12 protein-coding genes and 2 pseudogenes are annotated in these 16299 nt (G+C 52.4%); 7 read left to right on the top strand and 7 right to left on the bottom strand.

Annotated features, from left to right (window positions below):
* The first annotated feature begins 1 nt into the window (after position 1).
* Both ABVN44_RS05345 and ABVN44_RS05340 read left to right on the top strand, forming a co-directional pair.
* A complete protein-coding gene (locus ABVN44_RS05345) occupies positions 2–1045 on the top strand; it encodes an SIS domain-containing protein (RefSeq protein WP_023139453.1) in 1044 nt (347 codons plus the stop codon).
* Between the two features lie 66 nt (positions 1046–1111).
* Positions 1112–2098 (top strand): SIS domain-containing protein, encoded by a 987-nt coding sequence (locus ABVN44_RS05340; protein WP_023206877.1) that lies wholly within the window; start codon positions 1112–1114, stop codon positions 2096–2098.
* Positions 2099–2225: 127 nt separating this feature from the next.
* Here the strand turns inward: ABVN44_RS05340 and ABVN44_RS05335 are convergent, their stop codons facing one another.
* Positions 2226–4955, bottom strand: coding sequence for a sigma 54-interacting transcriptional regulator (locus ABVN44_RS05335; protein WP_023231622.1), 2730 nt, complete (start codon positions 4953–4955; stop codon positions 2226–2228).
* Between the two features lie 166 nt (positions 4956–5121).
* Positions 5122–7092 carry an autotransporter domain-containing esterase gene (locus ABVN44_RS05330; protein ID WP_023231621.1) on the bottom strand — a complete coding sequence of 657 codons (1971 nt, stop codon included), beginning with the start codon at positions 7090–7092 and terminating at the stop codon, positions 5122–5124.
* Positions 7093–7402: 310 nt separating this feature from the next.
* On the opposite strand from ABVN44_RS05330, the gene ABVN44_RS05325 reads away from it, so the two are divergent.
* Positions 7403–8650, top strand: coding sequence for a mechanosensitive ion channel family protein (locus ABVN44_RS05325; protein ID WP_023231620.1), 1248 nt, complete (start codon positions 7403–7405; stop codon positions 8648–8650).
* 41 nt (positions 8651–8691) lie between these two features.
* Here ABVN44_RS05325 and pheP read toward each other — a convergent pair whose 3' ends face one another.
* Complete coding sequence (gene pheP, locus ABVN44_RS05320) at positions 8692–10086, bottom strand: phenylalanine transporter (RefSeq protein WP_000786283.1); 1395 nt, start codon at positions 10084–10086, stop codon at positions 8692–8694.
* A 325-nt stretch (positions 10087–10411) separates the two neighbouring features.
* Here pheP and ABVN44_RS05315 point away from each other — a divergent pair, with 325 nt between their 5' ends.
* The gene (locus tag ABVN44_RS05315; RefSeq protein ID WP_001033450.1) at positions 10412–11587 is read left to right on the top strand and encodes a DnaJ family molecular chaperone; all 1176 of its coding nucleotides are present in this window, start codon (positions 10412–10414) and stop codon (positions 11585–11587) included.
* An 86-nt stretch (positions 11588–11673) separates the two neighbouring features.
* On the opposite strand, the gene rclC is transcribed toward ABVN44_RS05315, so the two are convergent.
* The 3 genes from rclC to rclA form a co-directional block, all read right to left on the bottom strand.
* Positions 11674–12234, bottom strand: coding sequence for a reactive chlorine resistance membrane protein RclC (gene rclC, locus ABVN44_RS05310; RefSeq protein WP_000362177.1), 561 nt, complete (start codon positions 12232–12234; stop codon positions 11674–11676).
* A 12-nt stretch (positions 12235–12246) separates the two neighbouring features.
* The gene (rclB, locus tag ABVN44_RS05305) at positions 12247–12483 is read right to left on the bottom strand and encodes a reactive chlorine resistance periplasmic protein RclB (RefSeq protein WP_000913122.1); all 237 of its coding nucleotides are present in this window, start codon (positions 12481–12483) and stop codon (positions 12247–12249) included.
* A 156-nt stretch (positions 12484–12639) separates the two neighbouring features.
* On the bottom strand, positions 12640–13965 hold the full coding sequence (rclA, locus tag ABVN44_RS05300) for a reactive chlorine resistance oxidoreductase RclA (protein WP_023137892.1): 1326 nt from the start codon (positions 13963–13965) through the stop codon (positions 12640–12642).
* A 215-nt stretch (positions 13966–14180) separates the two neighbouring features.
* On the opposite strand from rclA, the gene rclR reads away from it, so the two are divergent.
* A complete protein-coding gene (gene rclR / locus ABVN44_RS05295) occupies positions 14181–15035 on the top strand; it encodes a reactive chlorine-specific transcriptional regulator RclR (protein ID WP_023231618.1) in 855 nt (284 codons plus the stop codon).
* A 50-nt stretch (positions 15036–15085) separates the two neighbouring features.
* Here the strand turns inward: rclR and ABVN44_RS05290 are convergent.
* A pseudogene (locus ABVN44_RS05290) lies at positions 15086–15343 on the bottom strand (efflux RND transporter permease subunit); the annotation flags it as partial.
* Positions 15344–15346: 3 nt separating this feature from the next.
* Here ABVN44_RS05290 and ABVN44_RS05285 point away from each other — a divergent pair.
* Both ABVN44_RS05285 and ABVN44_RS05280 read left to right on the top strand, forming a co-directional pair.
* Positions 15347–15719 (top strand): annotated as a pseudogene (locus tag ABVN44_RS05285) (ATP-binding protein); the annotation flags it as partial.
* Positions 15720–15918: 199 nt separating this feature from the next.
* Complete coding sequence (locus ABVN44_RS05280; RefSeq protein ID WP_000445904.1) at positions 15919–16164, top strand: hypothetical protein; 246 nt, start codon at positions 15919–15921, stop codon at positions 16162–16164.
* Positions 16165–16299 lie beyond the last annotated feature (135 nt).

Genomic DNA, 16299 nt, shown 5'->3' with positions numbered 1-16299 from the left:
TATGAACGAGACGCCCCTTCGCCTGCTGGAGATGCTGACGCAGACGCGGGAAGATCTCTGGCGCGCGGCGCAGGCGCTAACGGAACGCGGCGTCACCCGCATTATTCTGACAGGCTCCGGCACGTCATACCACGGCGCGCTGACCGCTCGCGCGTTTATGCAGCGCTGGTGCGCATTGCCGGTGGATGTCTGCTGGCCGTTTATGCTTGACGACGAGACGCTTGCCCGCAGCGGCAAGGCGCTGGTTGTGGGCATCTCCCAGGGCGGCGGCAGCCTCTCAACGCTGGCGGCGATGGAGCGCGCCCGCAATGTTGGTCATATCACCGCCTCAATGGCTGGCGTGGCGCCTGCGACTATCGACCGGGCGGCGGATTATATCCTTACCGTTCCCTGCGGCGAAGAAACCGCTGGCGCGAAAACAAAAGGCTATCACTGCACGGTTCTCAATTTGATGCTGCTGGCGCTCGCCGTCGCCGGGCAGCAACAGCGGCTGGACGGCGAACAGCGCCGGTCACTGCTGCTACGGATGGAAAAGACCTTTAACCACCTGCCCGCGCTGATTACCGCCTCGCAGGCGTGGGCGCAAACCAATGCGCTGGCGCTGCGCGATAGCGCAGATATTCGTCTGACCGGCCCGGCAACGCTGTTCGGTACGGTGCAGGAGGGTGCGCTCAAGATGCTGGAGACGTTGCGCTGCCCGGTGTCGGGCTACGAATTCGAGGAGTTTATTCACGGTATTTACAATGCCTTTAATGCGCAATCCGCACTCATTATGCTCGACCCGCAGCCTGACGCGCGTCAGGATCGGCTGGCGCAAATACTCGGTGAGTGGACGCCGTCTATTTACCGCATCGGCCCGCAGGTAGAAAATAATGGTCTGAATCTGAATTTCCCGTTTGTCAATGATGAGGACTTTGCCGTCTTTGAATATATCATTCCGCTACAAATGCTATGCGCGATATTACCCCCGCAAAAAGGCATTAATCCGGCGATACCCAAAGATCCGCAATTCCATCAAAAAATGAAAAGTAAGCAAGAAATTTAATTTTTATTAATGCTCGTTATTATCCGCGCTGTTGCGGAGGACGCGCTACACGCTAAGGAGATAAATATGTCTATTGCTCATGAAAATGCCCGCCGTATTATTAGCGATATTTTAGGTAAACAAAACATTGAACGCGTCTGGTTTGTCGGCTGCGGCGGTTCATTAACCGGCTTCTGGCCAGGGAAATACTTTCTGGACTGTGAAGCGTCAAAACTGGCTGTCGGTTATATCACCAGTAATGAATTTGTCCACGCCACACCAAAAGCATTAGGAAAAAATAGCGTCGTTATTCTTGCCTCGCAGCAGGGCAATACGGCGGAAACCGTCGCAGCCGCCCGCGTGGCGCGTGAAAAAGGAGCGGCGACCATCGGTCTGGTTTACCAACCTGACACGCCGTTGTGCGAATACAGCGACTACATCATTGAATATCAGTGGGCGCGTTATCCGGAAACGGTCGACCCTGCACAACAAAAAGCCGCATACAGCCTGTGGCTGGCGCTGGAAATTCTCGCCCAAACAGAGGGCTATGCGCAATACGATGAGTTAGTCAGCGCGTTTGGGCGCTTTAGCGACGTTGTTCACGGCGCCCAACGGCAGGTACAAGAAGATGCTCAGCGTTTCGCCGCCGAATGGAAGGATGAGAAGGTGGTCTATATGATGGGCAGCGGCCCCTCTTTCGGCGCCGCGCATCAGGAGTCTATCTGTATTCTGCTGGAAATGCAGTGGATCAACTCCGCCAGCATACATAGCGGAGAGTATTTCCACGGACCGTTCGAAATCACCGAGCCGGGCACGCCGTTTATATTGCTGCAAAGCAGTGGTCGTACTCGCCCGCTGGACGATCGTGCGATTCGCTTTATTGAACGCTATCAGGGAAAACTGCAGTTGATCGATGCGGATAAACTCGGCATTCAGGATCTGCCCACTGACGTTGGCGAATACTTCTGCGGCTTGTTGCACAACTGTGTGCTGGACGTTTATAACCTCGCTCTGGCGACAGCCCGTAATCACCCACTGACCACCCGCCGGTATATGTGGAAAGTTGAATATTAATAGTTATGCCGGATGGCGGCTTCGCTTTATCCAGCCTACAAAGCGATCTGTAGGCCTGATAAGCGTAGCGCCATCAGGCCTTTCTTCTGCGGGGCGCTAGCGCCCCTTTTTTCCTGAACTACCGCGGCTACCAGCGAAAATCCTCTATCCGTAATTCGAAAATATCGTGGATATAGCCAATTTCCGCTACCGGCAGCGCCACGTTATAAAGAATTTTCAACCGCTGAAACGAATGATTTACCATCGCGATAAATTCACCATGCCGCTCGTTAAATTCCGTCATGTTTTTATAGTGGGTAATTTCATTGCGCATGACCAGTCGCTCAATCATACAGCTCAAATGAACATATAAACTAATAATCAAATTATTATTAAAGCTGAAGCCCAGCGTATTTTGCCATTCGGCAATAATCGTTTCGATATGCCCTATCGTCTTATTGGCATTGAGAATGGTCAGCGAGTTAACCACATTATGCAACGAAAATTCGCGAACCATATTTTTATTAATTAACGCAATTTGTTTATCGTTAAGATAACCGCTTAATAACTGACTTAAATGCGCATACCCCTGCTCGCCAAGCAGCTCTTCAATCCCCACCCAGGGAACGCCCGCCAGCTGCGGGTCAATGGTGCCGACAACCGCAATCACTTCATACTGATTCAGCAACGAGGCCGCCATCCGGCTGTTTTTCAGACGGGTATATTCACAGGCGATAATATTAATATCAAAGTCGGTCAACTGACTTTTTTCCATCAAATTTTTAAATTTAAACGCCGTCCCGATGCCGGTAATACAGGTCACCAGCAGCGCGCGCGCTTTTTTCTGCGCGGGCCAGAAGACATCCCAGCGCGACTGATTTAACGGGACGATCTCTTCGGCGATCTGTTCGATATTTTTTTGCAGCGCGATCTCGCTGGCCACGTTCAGCGCCAGACGCGTCGTAACGTTATCGACCACCACCAGCGGGCCATGAATTACGCTCAAAAGCGCATCGGCGATCTCTTTGGTGTATCCCATATCGATCAGCACCATGACGCCTGCGCGGGTATCCGTATGCTGGAGATAATCGACAATGGCCCGGCTGACATCGCTAAACGCGACCTCCATCGGCATATCCATCGCATGATAAATCTTTTCGCCAATCAGACGGTTCGCCACGCCTGCAATGCTGCTGGCGGTCGAATAACCATGCGCGATGATCAGCGCTTTTACCTTACCGCCGCTGGTGGCGTCAATGGCATTACTGACGATGGCCGCCACGACCAGTCTGTCGAGCGTGTCGATTAACAAATCATATTTATTATTTACCACGTCCAGCAGTTTTTGCGCCACACGCTGCGCCAGCCCCGGCGCCTCCTCCAGCCAGCGCAGCATCACATGGCGAACCGATGGCGACGCCTCCACCGGCGTTAACGGCAGGCTGGTAAGGTAACGTCCTGTGAGATAAGCGAATTCCGCATTCAGTTCGAGATCGTAATGTGCAGCGATCGCTTTCCCGACATCTTCGATAAAACGCAGCCGCTTGTCCTGACGAGCGCGAGGGCTCTCTTTATTCATTAAGGCATCGAGATATAACGTGAGGTTTTGATAGACCAGCTTGTCAAAAGTCCGTGCGGAAATATTCTCCTGCGCCAGCTCTTCGCACAGGCCGCAAATGTTTTCCGTCAACCGTAAATATTCCTGATGCTGACCGGAAACTCGCGGAAAAACGCCACCTTCGCGATAAATCATGATGCGTTCCGCCGTCTGCGGAACGGTAAAGGGCACCTCCATCAGCAGACGATCCGGCAGTTGCCCGGCTTTTACTTCCAGAACCCCATCGTCACGCTGGCCGAAAGTCCAGGCGCTGGCGCAAATATTACGAATGAGATTTTCCAGGCCGCCGACATTCCCTTCCAGGGTCTCCTGCATCAGTTGGCTGATAATTTCACTATCCAGCGACAAATCGTGATGAAGACGCTGCGCCTCGCGACGAAAAAAATGGTGAATAAACGCCAGCCGCTCATACTGTCCGCGTTCGGCGATAGGCAGAATTTTGACAATGACCGGTATCCGGCGAATAAATGTCGCCAGAAAGTGCTTTTCCAGATCTTCGGTAGAGGCGAATATCAGACGTACCGTGGCGCTGCGTTCATCGCTGCTTTCGCCTAAGCGACGCCAGGTGCCGTTATCCATAAAATGGAACAGTTTTTCCTGCCCTTCCGGCGGTAGACGGTGCACTTCATCGATAAACAATACGCCGCCATTACTGGTCTCAATTAACCCGGATACCGCTCTGTCTGCGCCGGTAAACGCACCTTTGGCATGACCAAATAATTTTGACGTCAGCAATTCCGGGTTATTAGCGTATTCGGCGCAGTTAAACACGGTAAAGGGCGCCTCCGGGGGCAAAATGCCCTGCTCGATGGCGTACTGCCAAAGCTGACGCGCCAAAAAACTTTTTCCTGTCCCCGTCGGGCCGCGCAGCAGCAAAGGCAAGCCCGCGCCGGGATAACTGATCGCCGCCTTACACTGACGCAGGGACTCCTGCAAGCTGCCCTGCGCGCCAATGAGCAGCTCCAGACTGTCCTGCCGCTCCGCGCACAGCGCCTGAATGGACGCGTAATCCCCCTGTCGAACCGCCAGCCGGTGGTGACGACGTAGCGCCTCGACGGGCAGGAACAGCACCGGGCGACTATTCACTTTGACCACCCGCTGCTCACGATGCAAGTTATTAAGATGGTGACTAATAATGCTGCGTTTTTGCCTGAGACTGTCGGCAATCGCCATTGCGCTAAACCCGCTTAACGCGTCGGCTGTTAGTGAACATCCGGCCAGCCGTAGCTCCAACTGACGAAATATGGACTCTTTATTCATACCTGCGCCCCGCCAAAAACGTAAACTCCGCTTATACGATAATTTACAAACGACGTCACAGGCTTCACCCACATTTTTGAAAATACTTACTTTTTATAAAACTTACCGTTGCGCTTTCGGCTCATCGTGTCACGAACGAACGGGGTTGGCCCTCCCTGGCGTGTCATCAAAATCTGGCGCTAAACCCAACGTTATAACGGGTTTGATTGCCATCGCTTAACCCTGCCGTTTGCGCCAACCCGGCGAAAGCGGACACCGTTGCCGACAGCGGAAAATCTGCGCCAATCGCGATATCAACCCAGTTTTTATCCTGCGTTTTTCCGTCGCGGCTAAACGTCAGCGCGGTCGATTTAAGGCCGCCGTTCGCCACATACGTATCATCGCCAAACTGACGGCGATAATTAATCTGCGCCCAGGAGTGAATGATGCTGTGGCGAAGATCCAGACGCCAGCCAGCGCCACCCACCTGCGAATGGGCGTTTTGGTCGCCAAAACGCATTGATGTACTGGTATTGAGCTTCTCGCTATAGCCATTAACGTGGCTGTAATCCCATGCATATTGCAGCATCGGTCCGGTCGTTAACCACGGCATCATGACAAAATTATAACCGCTGGTTAACCTCGCGCCCCACAGCCGACCGTTGGTTTCGCCCTCTTCCATCCGTCTTAGAGCACCGAGCGTTATACTGCGCTGGATGTTACTGAATTTAGCGGACAGATAGTGTAAATCGCTATCCAGCCACGCCTGACCGGCGCGTAAATGGCTGAATACGGCGGCCTGAAAACCGCGGGCGTCATAACGATAATTATCGTCAGGATGTTGCTTATCCAGAGAACCGGCTATCAGCCCTCCCAGCAGTACCTGCTCGTTAAGCTGATAATCGACGCCAACCGTTAGATTATTATGATTACCGTTCCCGTCGGCCTCATTATTATCATAACGTTGATATCCCCCGCTGTATCCGCCGAACATGCCCAGTGAACCAACAGGATTTTCCCCCTGGCGAAGCTGCTGATAACGGCTGTCAAGCGTGGTACGACTGCCTTGCGCCATCGACTGAATGCTTTGGTTCAGATATGTCGCCTGTACCGGCGCGGCAATGATCGACTGGATATATTGCGCAATAATGGTATGGACCTGCGGACCGGGATGTAAATGATCGGCAAACAGATAGTCCTGCGACGCATTAAATCCAGGCATTGCCGAGGAGCACGCCGAAGCGGATACGCCCGGCGGGCAGGCCATGCCTACGGTATTTGTCAGACCAAACGCCTGCGGGTTGGCAAGAATTTCCTTAAAGAGGCCGTTGATATCGGCACGGGCTATATTGCCGCCGTGTTGCTCCAGCCCCTTCTCTTCCATCTGATTATAATAATCGGTCAGAGCTGACGCCTGCCCTGCCGCCTTTTCATAGCCCGCCAGCAGTTGCTCAACGAGCAGTTGCTGAATAAACGGATTGCTGCTTACCGTTGCAGCCGCCGCCAGCAACGCCTTGCGGATCGCCTGTTGCCGACTGGCGAAATCAGGCGTAGCGCCCTCCGCCAGCGCCTCTAACGCCGCTTTTAGCGCCGGGGGCGCCGCTGCGCCCAGCCCGGCGGTGATTACCGCCTCCAGAAGCATTGGCGTCGCACTAATATCCGGTACGTTTGGCGCCACGACCAGCCCGGCGCCGGCATCCAGTAACATCCCTACCTGCTCCGCCGCGCTAGTGGCGCTATTACCGGCTATTTGCTGTGCCATGGCAGGTCGCGCGATGGCCGCCGCCAGATCGTTTCCGCCGACCCAGTGAATATACAAACCGTTGTGGTCGGCTTTTCCCCCCGTTTTGGCAAGCCACTGCCGTACCTGATCCGCGGTATTATCCTGCGGGTTTAATTCCGGGGTCGCCGTCGCGCCGCCGGCGGCATAATTAGAGCCGCCATTGCTGGAAGGGCTTAATTCCAGCCCATATCGTTCGGCCAACTGTTCGTCGTAGAGCTTATTTTGACCACTATCCCAGGTCCAGCGACCGTTATTCCCGGTATCGCTAAGGCTATCGCCAATTACCGTAAGAGAGTCAAACGCACAGGCAGATAATGGCGCGGCCAGCGCCAGCGAGAGTATGCCGTATTTTAGCAGGGTACGCTTTTGGGTCATCCGATGTTCCTTAATGTTATTGTTGATAGGTACGACGATGCTAATCATCATCCGACAGAAACATTGCAATCGTTTTAAGCATTCTGGTTAAAAAGTTTTCATTCATTGTTGACGGACTGGCGCCTGTTCAAAAAGAGGGAACCGCGTAAAATAACGACGTTTATAGGGCGCTGGATAAAATATAGCGTATGGATAACCCCAGAGGCGCTTTTACCCGTCTGTTGCTGATTATGCCTGAAGCGCAGGCGTCCTGATTTGCATAAATGCCATTCAGCAGTCATCATAGGCTGCTGTTTATAAAGGAGAGATTATGCAGGAATTGATATCCCAGGTAGAAAATTTAGCGGGAATTGAAATGAATCACACCACGTCGCTGGTGGTGATATTTGGTATTATTTTTCTGACAGCAGTTGTCGTGCATATTATTTTGCACTGGATAGTACTGCGCGCTTTTGAAAAACGTGCCAGCACCAGTTCCCGCCTGTGGCTGCAAATTATTACCCAGAATAAATTATTCCATCGTCTGGCTTTTACGCTGCAAGGCATCATTGTCAATATTCAGGCCGCGCTCTGGCTACAAAAAGGCAGTGAGGCTGCGGATATCCTGACGACCTGCGCGCAGTTATGGATTATGACCTACGCCCTGCTGTCGTTATTTTCTCTGCTGGACGTGATTTTCAATCTATCGCAAAAATGGCCCGCCGCCTCTCAGTTGCCGCTAAAAGGAATATTTCAGGGCATTAAGCTCATCGGCGCAATTATCGTCGGCATTCTGATGATCTCACTGCTGATTGGCCAGTCACCAGCAATTTTAATCAGCGGGCTGGGCGCGATGGCCGCGGTATTAATGCTGGTCTTTAAAGACCCGATTCTTGGCCTGGTTGCCGGTATCCAGCTTTCCGCCAACGATATGCTCAAACTGGGCGACTGGCTGGAGATGCCAAAATATGGCGCAGATGGCGCGGTCATTGATATTGGCTTAACCACGGTAAAAGTACGCAACTGGGATAATACCATCACCACCATTCCCACCTGGTCGCTGGTTTCCGACTCGTTCAAAAACTGGAGCGGCATGTCTGCGTCCGGCGGACGCCGGATTAAACGCAGTATTAATATTGACGCGACCAGTATCCATTTTCTGGATGATGATGAAAAACAGCGGCTGTTAACCGCGCAACTGTTAAAGCCGTACCTTACCAGCCGTCATCAGGAAATCGATGAATGGAATAAACAACTGGATGCGCCGGAATCAGCCTTAAATCACCGCCGCATGACCAATATTGGGACATTTCGCGCCTATCTGAACGAATATTTACGCCACCATCCGCGCATCCGTAAAGACATGACGCTGATGGTACGCCAACTGGCGCCTGACGATCATGGTTTGCCGATAGAGATCTACGCCTTTACCAATACCGTCGTGTGGCTGGAATATGAGAGCATTCAGGCCGATATTTTCGACCATATTTTTGCCGTGGTGGAAGAGTTTGGCTTGCGTATTCATCAGACGCCGACCGGCAGCGATATTCGCGCGCTGTCAGGGACATTGCGGCATTAATGGATTGCCCGATCGCATGAGCATGGGATCGGGCAAAAAAGTTAATGAGCCTTACGGCGCAAAACTGTAAACGCGATAAACAGGAATACAATCCATACCGGCAGCAAAATCGCCGACAATCGCATATCGTCCATCGTACACATTAACACCAGAATCAGCGCCAGAAACGCAATGCACAAATAGTTTCCGGCGGGATAGAACAGCGCCTTAAATTGCGTCTCGCGCCCTTTACGACGCATCGCCGCGCGAAAACGTAAATGCGCGAGACAGATCATTATCCAGTTTAGCAATAGCGTCGCGACAACCAGCGCCATCAACAGGCTAAACGCTTTTTGCGGCAACAGATAGTTGATCAGCACCACCAGCGAGGTAATCGCTCCGGAAAGTATCAGCGAGTTCACCGGTACGCCGCGATGGCTGACGCGGGTTAAAAATTTCGGCGCATTGCCTTGTACGGACAGGCCGAACAGCATTCGGCTATTCGAATAAACGCCGCTGTTATACACCGAAAGCGACGCGACCAGAATAACGAAATTCAGCGCCGAAGCCACCACATTACTGTCCAGGTTATGGAAGATCATCACAAAAGGGCTGCTATTGGATTTCACCTCTACCCACGGATAGAGCGCCAGCAACACCACCAGCGAACCAATGTAGAACAGCAAAATACGGTATACCACCTGATTCACCGCTTTCGGGATGCTTTTTTGCGGATCGCGCGCTTCCGCCGCAGTAATGCCGATCAGCTCCAGTCCGCCAAAAGAAAACATAATCACCGCCAGCGACAGAAGCAAACCATGCCAACCGGTAGCGAAGAAACCGTTATAACGCCAGAGGTTATCAATACTGGCATGTTCGCCGCCGTGGCCGGAGAACAGCAGCCACAGACCAAAACCTATCATGCCGATAATCGCCAGCACTTTAATCAGCGCGAACCAGAATTCCGTTTCGCCATACAGACGAACGTTCACCAGATTTACGGCATTAATGATAATAAAAAACGCCGCCGCCCAAATCCATGTTGGTACGTCAGGCAGCCAGTACTGCATATAGATGCCCGCCGCGGTCAGCTCCGCCATCCCGACCAGCACAAACATGACCCAATAGTTCCAGCCAGACAAAAAGCCCGCAAACGGCCCCCAATATTTCCAGGCGAAGTGGGCAAACGATCCGGAAACCGGCTCTTCCACGACCATTTCACCCAACTGGCGCATAATGAGAAAAGCGATAATCCCGGCAACGCCATAGCCCAACAAAACAGCCGGCCCCGCCATTTGAATCGCCGGGCCGATGCCCAGAAACAGTCCGGTGCCAATGGCGCCGCCCAGCGCGATTAGCTGAATATGGCGGTTTTGCAACCCCCGTTGAAGCGTCGGTTCATTCTTCGACGCGGCATCCGACACGCTGGCGCCGGATGCAGTTGACGCGTTTTTCACGTCCTACCCCTGTATCGTTTTTATTGAGGGGCACCTTTTAACATTTCGCTCTCGCTGCCGCAAGGCGCAATCGTTTGTCAAGGCTCAACTCCGGACGTTAACGTTATCGTGTAAAAAAAGATGTCGCGGGGAGTAAAAAGAAAAGAGTGCGCGCCGATATAGAACGTTACGGGTGACAGACGCCGAGTATAAAATATGTGAATAACTCTGGACGAAAAGTACGACACCCTACAGAATACATTTAGTATTTTTTCAGTATTTTCAAAAAGGTGAATCAGACCTGGTATCTGTTATCCGTTTTTGAGCCACGCCAGGCATCAACGTCATGAATAAGATCATCAAACGTTTAGAGATCATCAAAAGCGCCATTGAACTTGAGGACGAAGAGATTATCCGTCAGCAGCTCATCTACCTGAAAAATGAGCCGCAGGATGCCGTAATCAGCGCGATTGCCCATGCGATTGAAGCTCGTCGATTCAGTGACGCCATGCAAGAGATCGCCGCCTGGCTACAGGCTCAACGGGCGCTCTCGACGTGGCAAGATCCCTCTATTGCCGCCAGTAAACTGGAGCTGAAAGCGCTTGAAGCCCAGCTTCGCGATCTGATTGACAAACGAAATGCGCGGGTACAAATCCTCGACGATTTCAACGACCTCTATCATCTGCGTCTCGGGCCGTTGATGAGCCGTATTCTGGAGTTGCGTAAACAGCTCGCGGTGAGTATGCAGCGTAAGCAAGAGGCCGAAATAAAACGCCGGGAAAAGGATTATCAATCCTGCCTGCAATTTATTTCCCAGGCCGTGGATCAACTGGCAACGCTAAAACAGCAGTGGACAGGATTGAATGCCGCCTCGCGCGAAGCGGTGGGCATCCGTCAGCGAATCCAGCAGCAGACGGAATTAATTACCGCGTTGCTGGCGGAAATTCGCGAGCTGGAAGCGGATTTTTCCCATCAGGACGACAGCGCATTCCGCCAGGCGCAGGAAAATGCGGAACAGGACTATCACCAGTACCGGGAGCAGCAGCAGGAAGCGCAATTCCGCTACGCCCGCGATCAACGTTTGTCGGCAGACGAACGCAGTGAATTAAAACGTTTGTGGCGTCAGGCCAGCCGCCTGTGTCACCCGGATGTGGTCGCCGATGAATTGAAAGAAAAAGCGCACCAGATGATGGTACAGCTTAATCAGGCGCGGCAGAATGCCGATCTGGCGGCAATTCGCGCGTTATTGACGCAGCTGCAAAGCGGTTTGGAACCGATGATGGCAAGCGACAGGCTAAATAACCTGGAACATCTGCGCCATAAAATACGCCAGCTCCGCACGCAAATCGACGCGCTGTTGAAAGAGATAACGCAACTGGAAACGGAAAATGCCTGGCGGCTCGCCTCTTCCGTTGCGGATAAGGAAGCCTATTTCTCCGAGCAGGAACGGGCGCTAACCGAAATTCGCAATACGCTGGAGGCGCAGGTTCAACAGGTGGAACAGGAACTTCTGTCAGGGTAGTCCATCATTCATCAACACATTGTCGGATGGCGCAAGCGCCACCCGACGAATCGCGGCATAAAGAGGGTAAGAGGGTAAGAGGGTCGCTACTGTCGCTGTAAAAGTAACGAACGGGCGGAGTCCGCCATGATCATCACCGCACCTGCCAGCATTAACGTATCTTTTAATACCAGCCGTCCGGCGCCCGATAAATACGGAAAACCATAATGCGCATCGCCCAGCGGCATAACCCAGGCCTCCGGCGTAGTGATTAAAAACGATAGCGTGACAAATGGCGTCAGGAATGCCAGCACGCCGCCTGCCAGCCCTAACCAGCGGCTGACAGGGTTAGCCAGTACCAGCGCCGCGATAATCAATTCCACCACGCCCAGACCATCCGAAAACGCATACGTATTATTGGCCGTTTGCCAGGCGCGTTCCTCCGGTTTTAGTTCGCCCTCATGAGTCAGATGCTGACGATATTCTTCAGGATGTTCATAGAAAAAAGACATAAACGGGCTGTTCGCCACAAACGGGGTAATACTGTCTGCCTCATAGGGCACAAATTTTAGTAGTCCAATCCAGATAAAAACGATGGCGATACTCAGGCGAATTAATGTTAATCCCAGCCGATCCCCCTGACTTAACAGACGAAGATATTTATCCATCTCAGGCTCTCCTTATTTATATAATATCGCAGTGGCGTAACCCGTATTATCAATACGCATGGACGTAATTTTCCATGACGACGCCTGTTTACTTTGCGCCAGTCTGGCAATAGCGTCTTCAAGCATTGACGGCGTTGCTGACACCGCAGAAACGCTGATATATTCAACGTCAGTTAGCGGCTGGGCGGAGGCGGAAAACGCCAGCGGCGCAGCCAATAATGAAGCAATAAGCGTGGTAATTTTTAACATCGAGATTTCCAGTCGTGGGTTATTTCAATGGTGTTATAATACGTTATGCCTGACTAAAGCCTTTTCTTTCAGACGCCAGCATATTTGTCCTGGCGTATTTTTATAGCCTGACAGGCAAAAAAAAGCCCTGATTAACAGGGCTACGTTATTTATGTTTTACTTAATGAGAGAGAAGAGATCGTTTAAAGACTCACTCATTGTAGGATGGGTAAATATCTGGTCGCGTAACACCGTATAAGGTAAATCTGCATCCATAACGGTTTTAACGATATTAATCATTTCATGAGAATCGACGCATAACAATGACACCCCTACAATACGCTGCGTATTCACGTCCACTACCGCTTTTAGTACGCCACGAGTATCGTTCATAACACGGGCGCGAGGGATCGCCGCCACCGGTAATGTCACCACCTGCACCGTTGCGCCGCTTGCCCGCGCTTGTTCTTCCGTCAGCCCGACACGAGAGAGCGGCGGCGTCATAAAGACGGAATACGGAACATTCTGGCGATCGCGGGTACTGCGTTTGCCATCTCCCAATAACCCGTCGCGTACAATACGAAAATCATCCAGTGAAATATAGGTAAACTGCAACCCACCGGTAACGTCGCCCATCGCCCAGATATTGTCCGCCGTGGTACGCAGGTAATCATCCACGATGATCCCGCCGCGTTCGTTCACCGCCACGCCGGCGTTCTGCAACTGTAAACCAGCCGTCGCCGGTTTTCGCCCCGACGCCACCAGCAGGGCATCCACAAGATGCGCGCCTTCCGGCGTTTCTACTTGTACCGCGCCCTCCTTTGAGGATACGGCCTGTACGTTGGCGTTTAAAATCAGCTCGACGCCCTTTTCCTGTAAAATGCGGGTAATTGCCTGCGCGATATCCCGATCTTCACGAGGCAGGAATTGCAGCGATGCTTCAAAGATAGTGACCTTCGTACCGAAGTTGGCGAACATTGAGGCAAATTCAAGGCCAATATAACCGCCGCCTAAAATCCCCAGCCGCGCCGGACGCTGGCTCAGGCTGAGTAGCCCGGTGCTATCGAACACCCCTGCCGTCGTTGTTAAGCCCGTAATAGCCGGGATCACCGACTCTGCGCCAGTATTAATGAAGATCTTTTCTCCCCGTAACACCCGCTCGCCGTCCGCCTGAAATACCCGTAAGGTATGGTTATCAATAAACTCCGCCCTTCCCTCAATCACATCGACATTGTCCAGGTCGGCAAGATTATGAAAATTTTTGTCGCGTAAAAAATTTACAACCGCCGCTTTGCGTTGCATGGCGACAGAAAAATCGCCCTCACGTTCCGCGTCATGCACCAGCGTTTTCGTTGGAATACAGCCAATGTTGATGCAGGTTCCGCCGAACATACTGGCGGACTGTTCGATAATCGCCACGCGCCATCCCGTCTTCGCCAGAGTTGCCGCCAACGTTTTTCCTGCCTTGCCAAAACCAATAATGAGCGCCTGATACTGTGTCATCTTCTTTCTCCGCCAAATCACCATCTGTTTGTCAGGACAAGTATAAATAACGTCAAAAAAGACAGGGTTATCCGTAACGCGCCAATTTTTGTCTTATCGTCTAAATTAGCAGTTAGCAAAAACAAGAGTAGAAATGACATTGAGTCCGAAATATAGTAATCAGAGACAGAAATGGTTATCCCTATTTTTGAAAAAGAATCTGTTCTGGAGTCTATATGGATGCGCTTAGTCGGCTATTGACGCTTAACGCCCCTCAGGGCTCAATCGACAAGAATTGCCCGTTAGGCGGCGACTGGCAGTTGCCGCACGCCGCTGGCGAGCTATCGGTGATTCGCTGGCATACCGTTACGCAGGGCGAAGCGCAACTGGAAATGCCTACCGGCGACGCCATGACGCTTACGCCGGGAAAGGTGGTGATTCTGCCGCAAAACTCCGCCCACCGTTTGCGCCAGTCTGGCGAAGCACCGACACATATCGTGTGCGGTAGTCTACGTCTGCACACGACGTCACGTTATTTCCTTACCGCGTTGCCGGAAGTGTTATGTCTTGCCCCGCCGCCGCATAGCCCCGCCAGTATCTGGATTAACGCCGCCATTTTGCTGTTACAGCAGGAGTCAGAACGCCATTTACCTGGCGCTGATGTCTTATACAGTCAGCAGTGCGCCACGCTGTTTACCCTCGCCGTTCGCGACTGGCTATCGCAGGCTGGCACGGCGAAAAGCGTGCTCAATTTATTACTGCATCCCCGGCTGGGCCGCGTGATCCTTCACATGCTGGAAACACCGGCGCATCCCTGGACGGTCGAAACGCTGGCGCAACGGGTACACATGTCGCGGGCGAGCTTCGCCCAGCTATTTCGCGACGTGTCCGCTACAACGCCCTTAGCCGTGTTAACAACGCTGCGCCTGCAAATCGCCGCCCAGACCCTGTCGCGTGAAGCGCTGCCGGTGATGGTGATTGCCGAGTCGGTAGGTTATGCGAGCGAATCTTCTTTTCACAAAGCGTTTGTCCGTGAATTCGCTTGTACACCAGGCGAGTACCGCAAACGGGTCAACGCGCTCGGACGATAAGCGTATACTGAACCCGCCTGCAGTTTGACGCCGCAGGCGGGCGACACACGTTATGCCGCAAGGCGACGATGCCTGCGCAGCTTGTAGGCTGCCGGAATGATGAACAGCGACAGCAGCGGCGCGGTAATCATGCCGCCAATCATCGGCGCGGCAATACGGCTCATCACCTCAGAACCCGCGCCGGTCCCCCATAAAACAGGTAGCAGACCGGCGATAATCACCGCTACCGTCATGGCTTTTGGCCACACCCGGAGCACCGCCCCGTGGTAGAGCGCCTCATTGAGTGTTTCTGCCGAAAAGGTGTTGGGAGCTTGCGCTTTGAAGGCCGCGCCTGCTGGATCACCGGCGATCCCATCATGCTGCGCAGAGCGATCAGTAATTTACTCTCTAATGCGATGCGCTATACGCCGCCGGGTAAAACCATTACTCTTCGGATAAAAGAAGCGGACGACCAGATACATATTATTGTTGAAAACCCCGGTACGCCAATCGCGCCGGAACATTTGCCGCGCCTTTTCGATCGTTTTTATCACGTTACTCCCTCCCGCCAGCGTAAAGGGGAAGGCCGCGGTATAGGCCTGGCAATTGTAAAATCCATCGTCATTGCGCATCAGGGAAAAGTTTCTGTCACCTCCGATATGCGCTACTCGTTTTATTTTGACATTACCCAAACGCCTCCGTTGAACTGTAGCGATAGTGAAAGGCGCTATCACTAGCCAGCAAAATACTCTGACATCATCGTCATTATCCCGTCACGCGCCAGACCCAACGACTGTTTTATTATTTCTCTTATTAACCCACACCGGAGAAATAAGATAAATAAGTTTACATCCCTTTTAGCTGTCGTTTTTTTATTTCAGCTGGCGTAAAATCCGCAGAGAAAATGGAATCCCGCCAATTATCCGCCACGGCGCATGAGATGATGAATAACGGTGACGCCTTCGCGCATCAGCAAATGGCTCAGACACAGAAACCCAGCGCCCCAACTACTGTGGAAAATGCGACCCCCTTTTCTGAAATGGACGACTATGAAAAAGCAATGGTCATCCATCAATCGATGAATAATGCCCATTCTTTCGCCCATGAGATCCAGGCTGAGGAGCACCATAAACAGATTAAACACAATTAGTTATTTGCATATTAGCGTCACGTACTGCGGATGGCACAACCTCGCCCCCGCAGAAGCTTACGGATTAACATAATTTTGAGAGGTTAAATGGCGCGCCCTGCAGGATTCGAACCTGCGACCCACGGCTTAGATGTT

Origin of the sequence: Salmonella sp. SJTUF15570, assembly GCF_043357055.1 — a bacterium.
In the GTDB taxonomy this organism is placed as follows: domain Bacteria; phylum Pseudomonadota; class Gammaproteobacteria; order Enterobacterales; family Enterobacteriaceae; genus Salmonella; species Salmonella enterica.
The sequence above is the reverse complement of the archived record's forward strand: the minus strand, read 5'-3'. Positions and strand labels throughout refer to the sequence as shown.

Coding starts and splice junctions, on each gene's coding strand:
- rclA (WP_023137892.1), bottom strand. CDS start 13,965: ATGACACAGTATCAGGCGCTCATTATTGGTTTTGGCAAGGCAGGAAAA.
- ABVN44_RS05330 (WP_023231621.1), bottom strand. CDS start 7,092: ATGACCCAAAAGCGTACCCTGCTAAAATACGGCATACTCTCGCTGGCG.
- ABVN44_RS05315 (WP_001033450.1), top strand. CDS start 10,412: ATGAATAAGATCATCAAACGTTTAGAGATCATCAAAAGCGCCATTGAA.
- rclC (WP_000362177.1), bottom strand. CDS start 12,234: ATGGATAAATATCTTCGTCTGTTAAGTCAGGGGGATCGGCTGGGATTA.
- rclB (WP_000913122.1), bottom strand. CDS start 12,483: ATGTTAAAAATTACCACGCTTATTGCTTCATTATTGGCTGCGCCGCTG.
- ABVN44_RS05340 (WP_023206877.1), top strand. CDS start 1,112: ATGTCTATTGCTCATGAAAATGCCCGCCGTATTATTAGCGATATTTTA.
- rclR (WP_023231618.1), top strand. CDS start 14,181: ATGGATGCGCTTAGTCGGCTATTGACGCTTAACGCCCCTCAGGGCTCA.
- ABVN44_RS05335 (WP_023231622.1), bottom strand. CDS start 4,955: ATGAATAAAGAGTCCATATTTCGTCAGTTGGAGCTACGGCTGGCCGGA.
- ABVN44_RS05345 (WP_023139453.1), top strand. CDS start 2: ATGAACGAGACGCCCCTTCGCCTGCTGGAGATGCTGACGCAGACGCGG.
- ABVN44_RS05325 (WP_023231620.1), top strand. CDS start 7,403: ATGCAGGAATTGATATCCCAGGTAGAAAATTTAGCGGGAATTGAAATG.
- ABVN44_RS05280 (WP_000445904.1), top strand. CDS start 15,919: ATGGAATCCCGCCAATTATCCGCCACGGCGCATGAGATGATGAATAAC.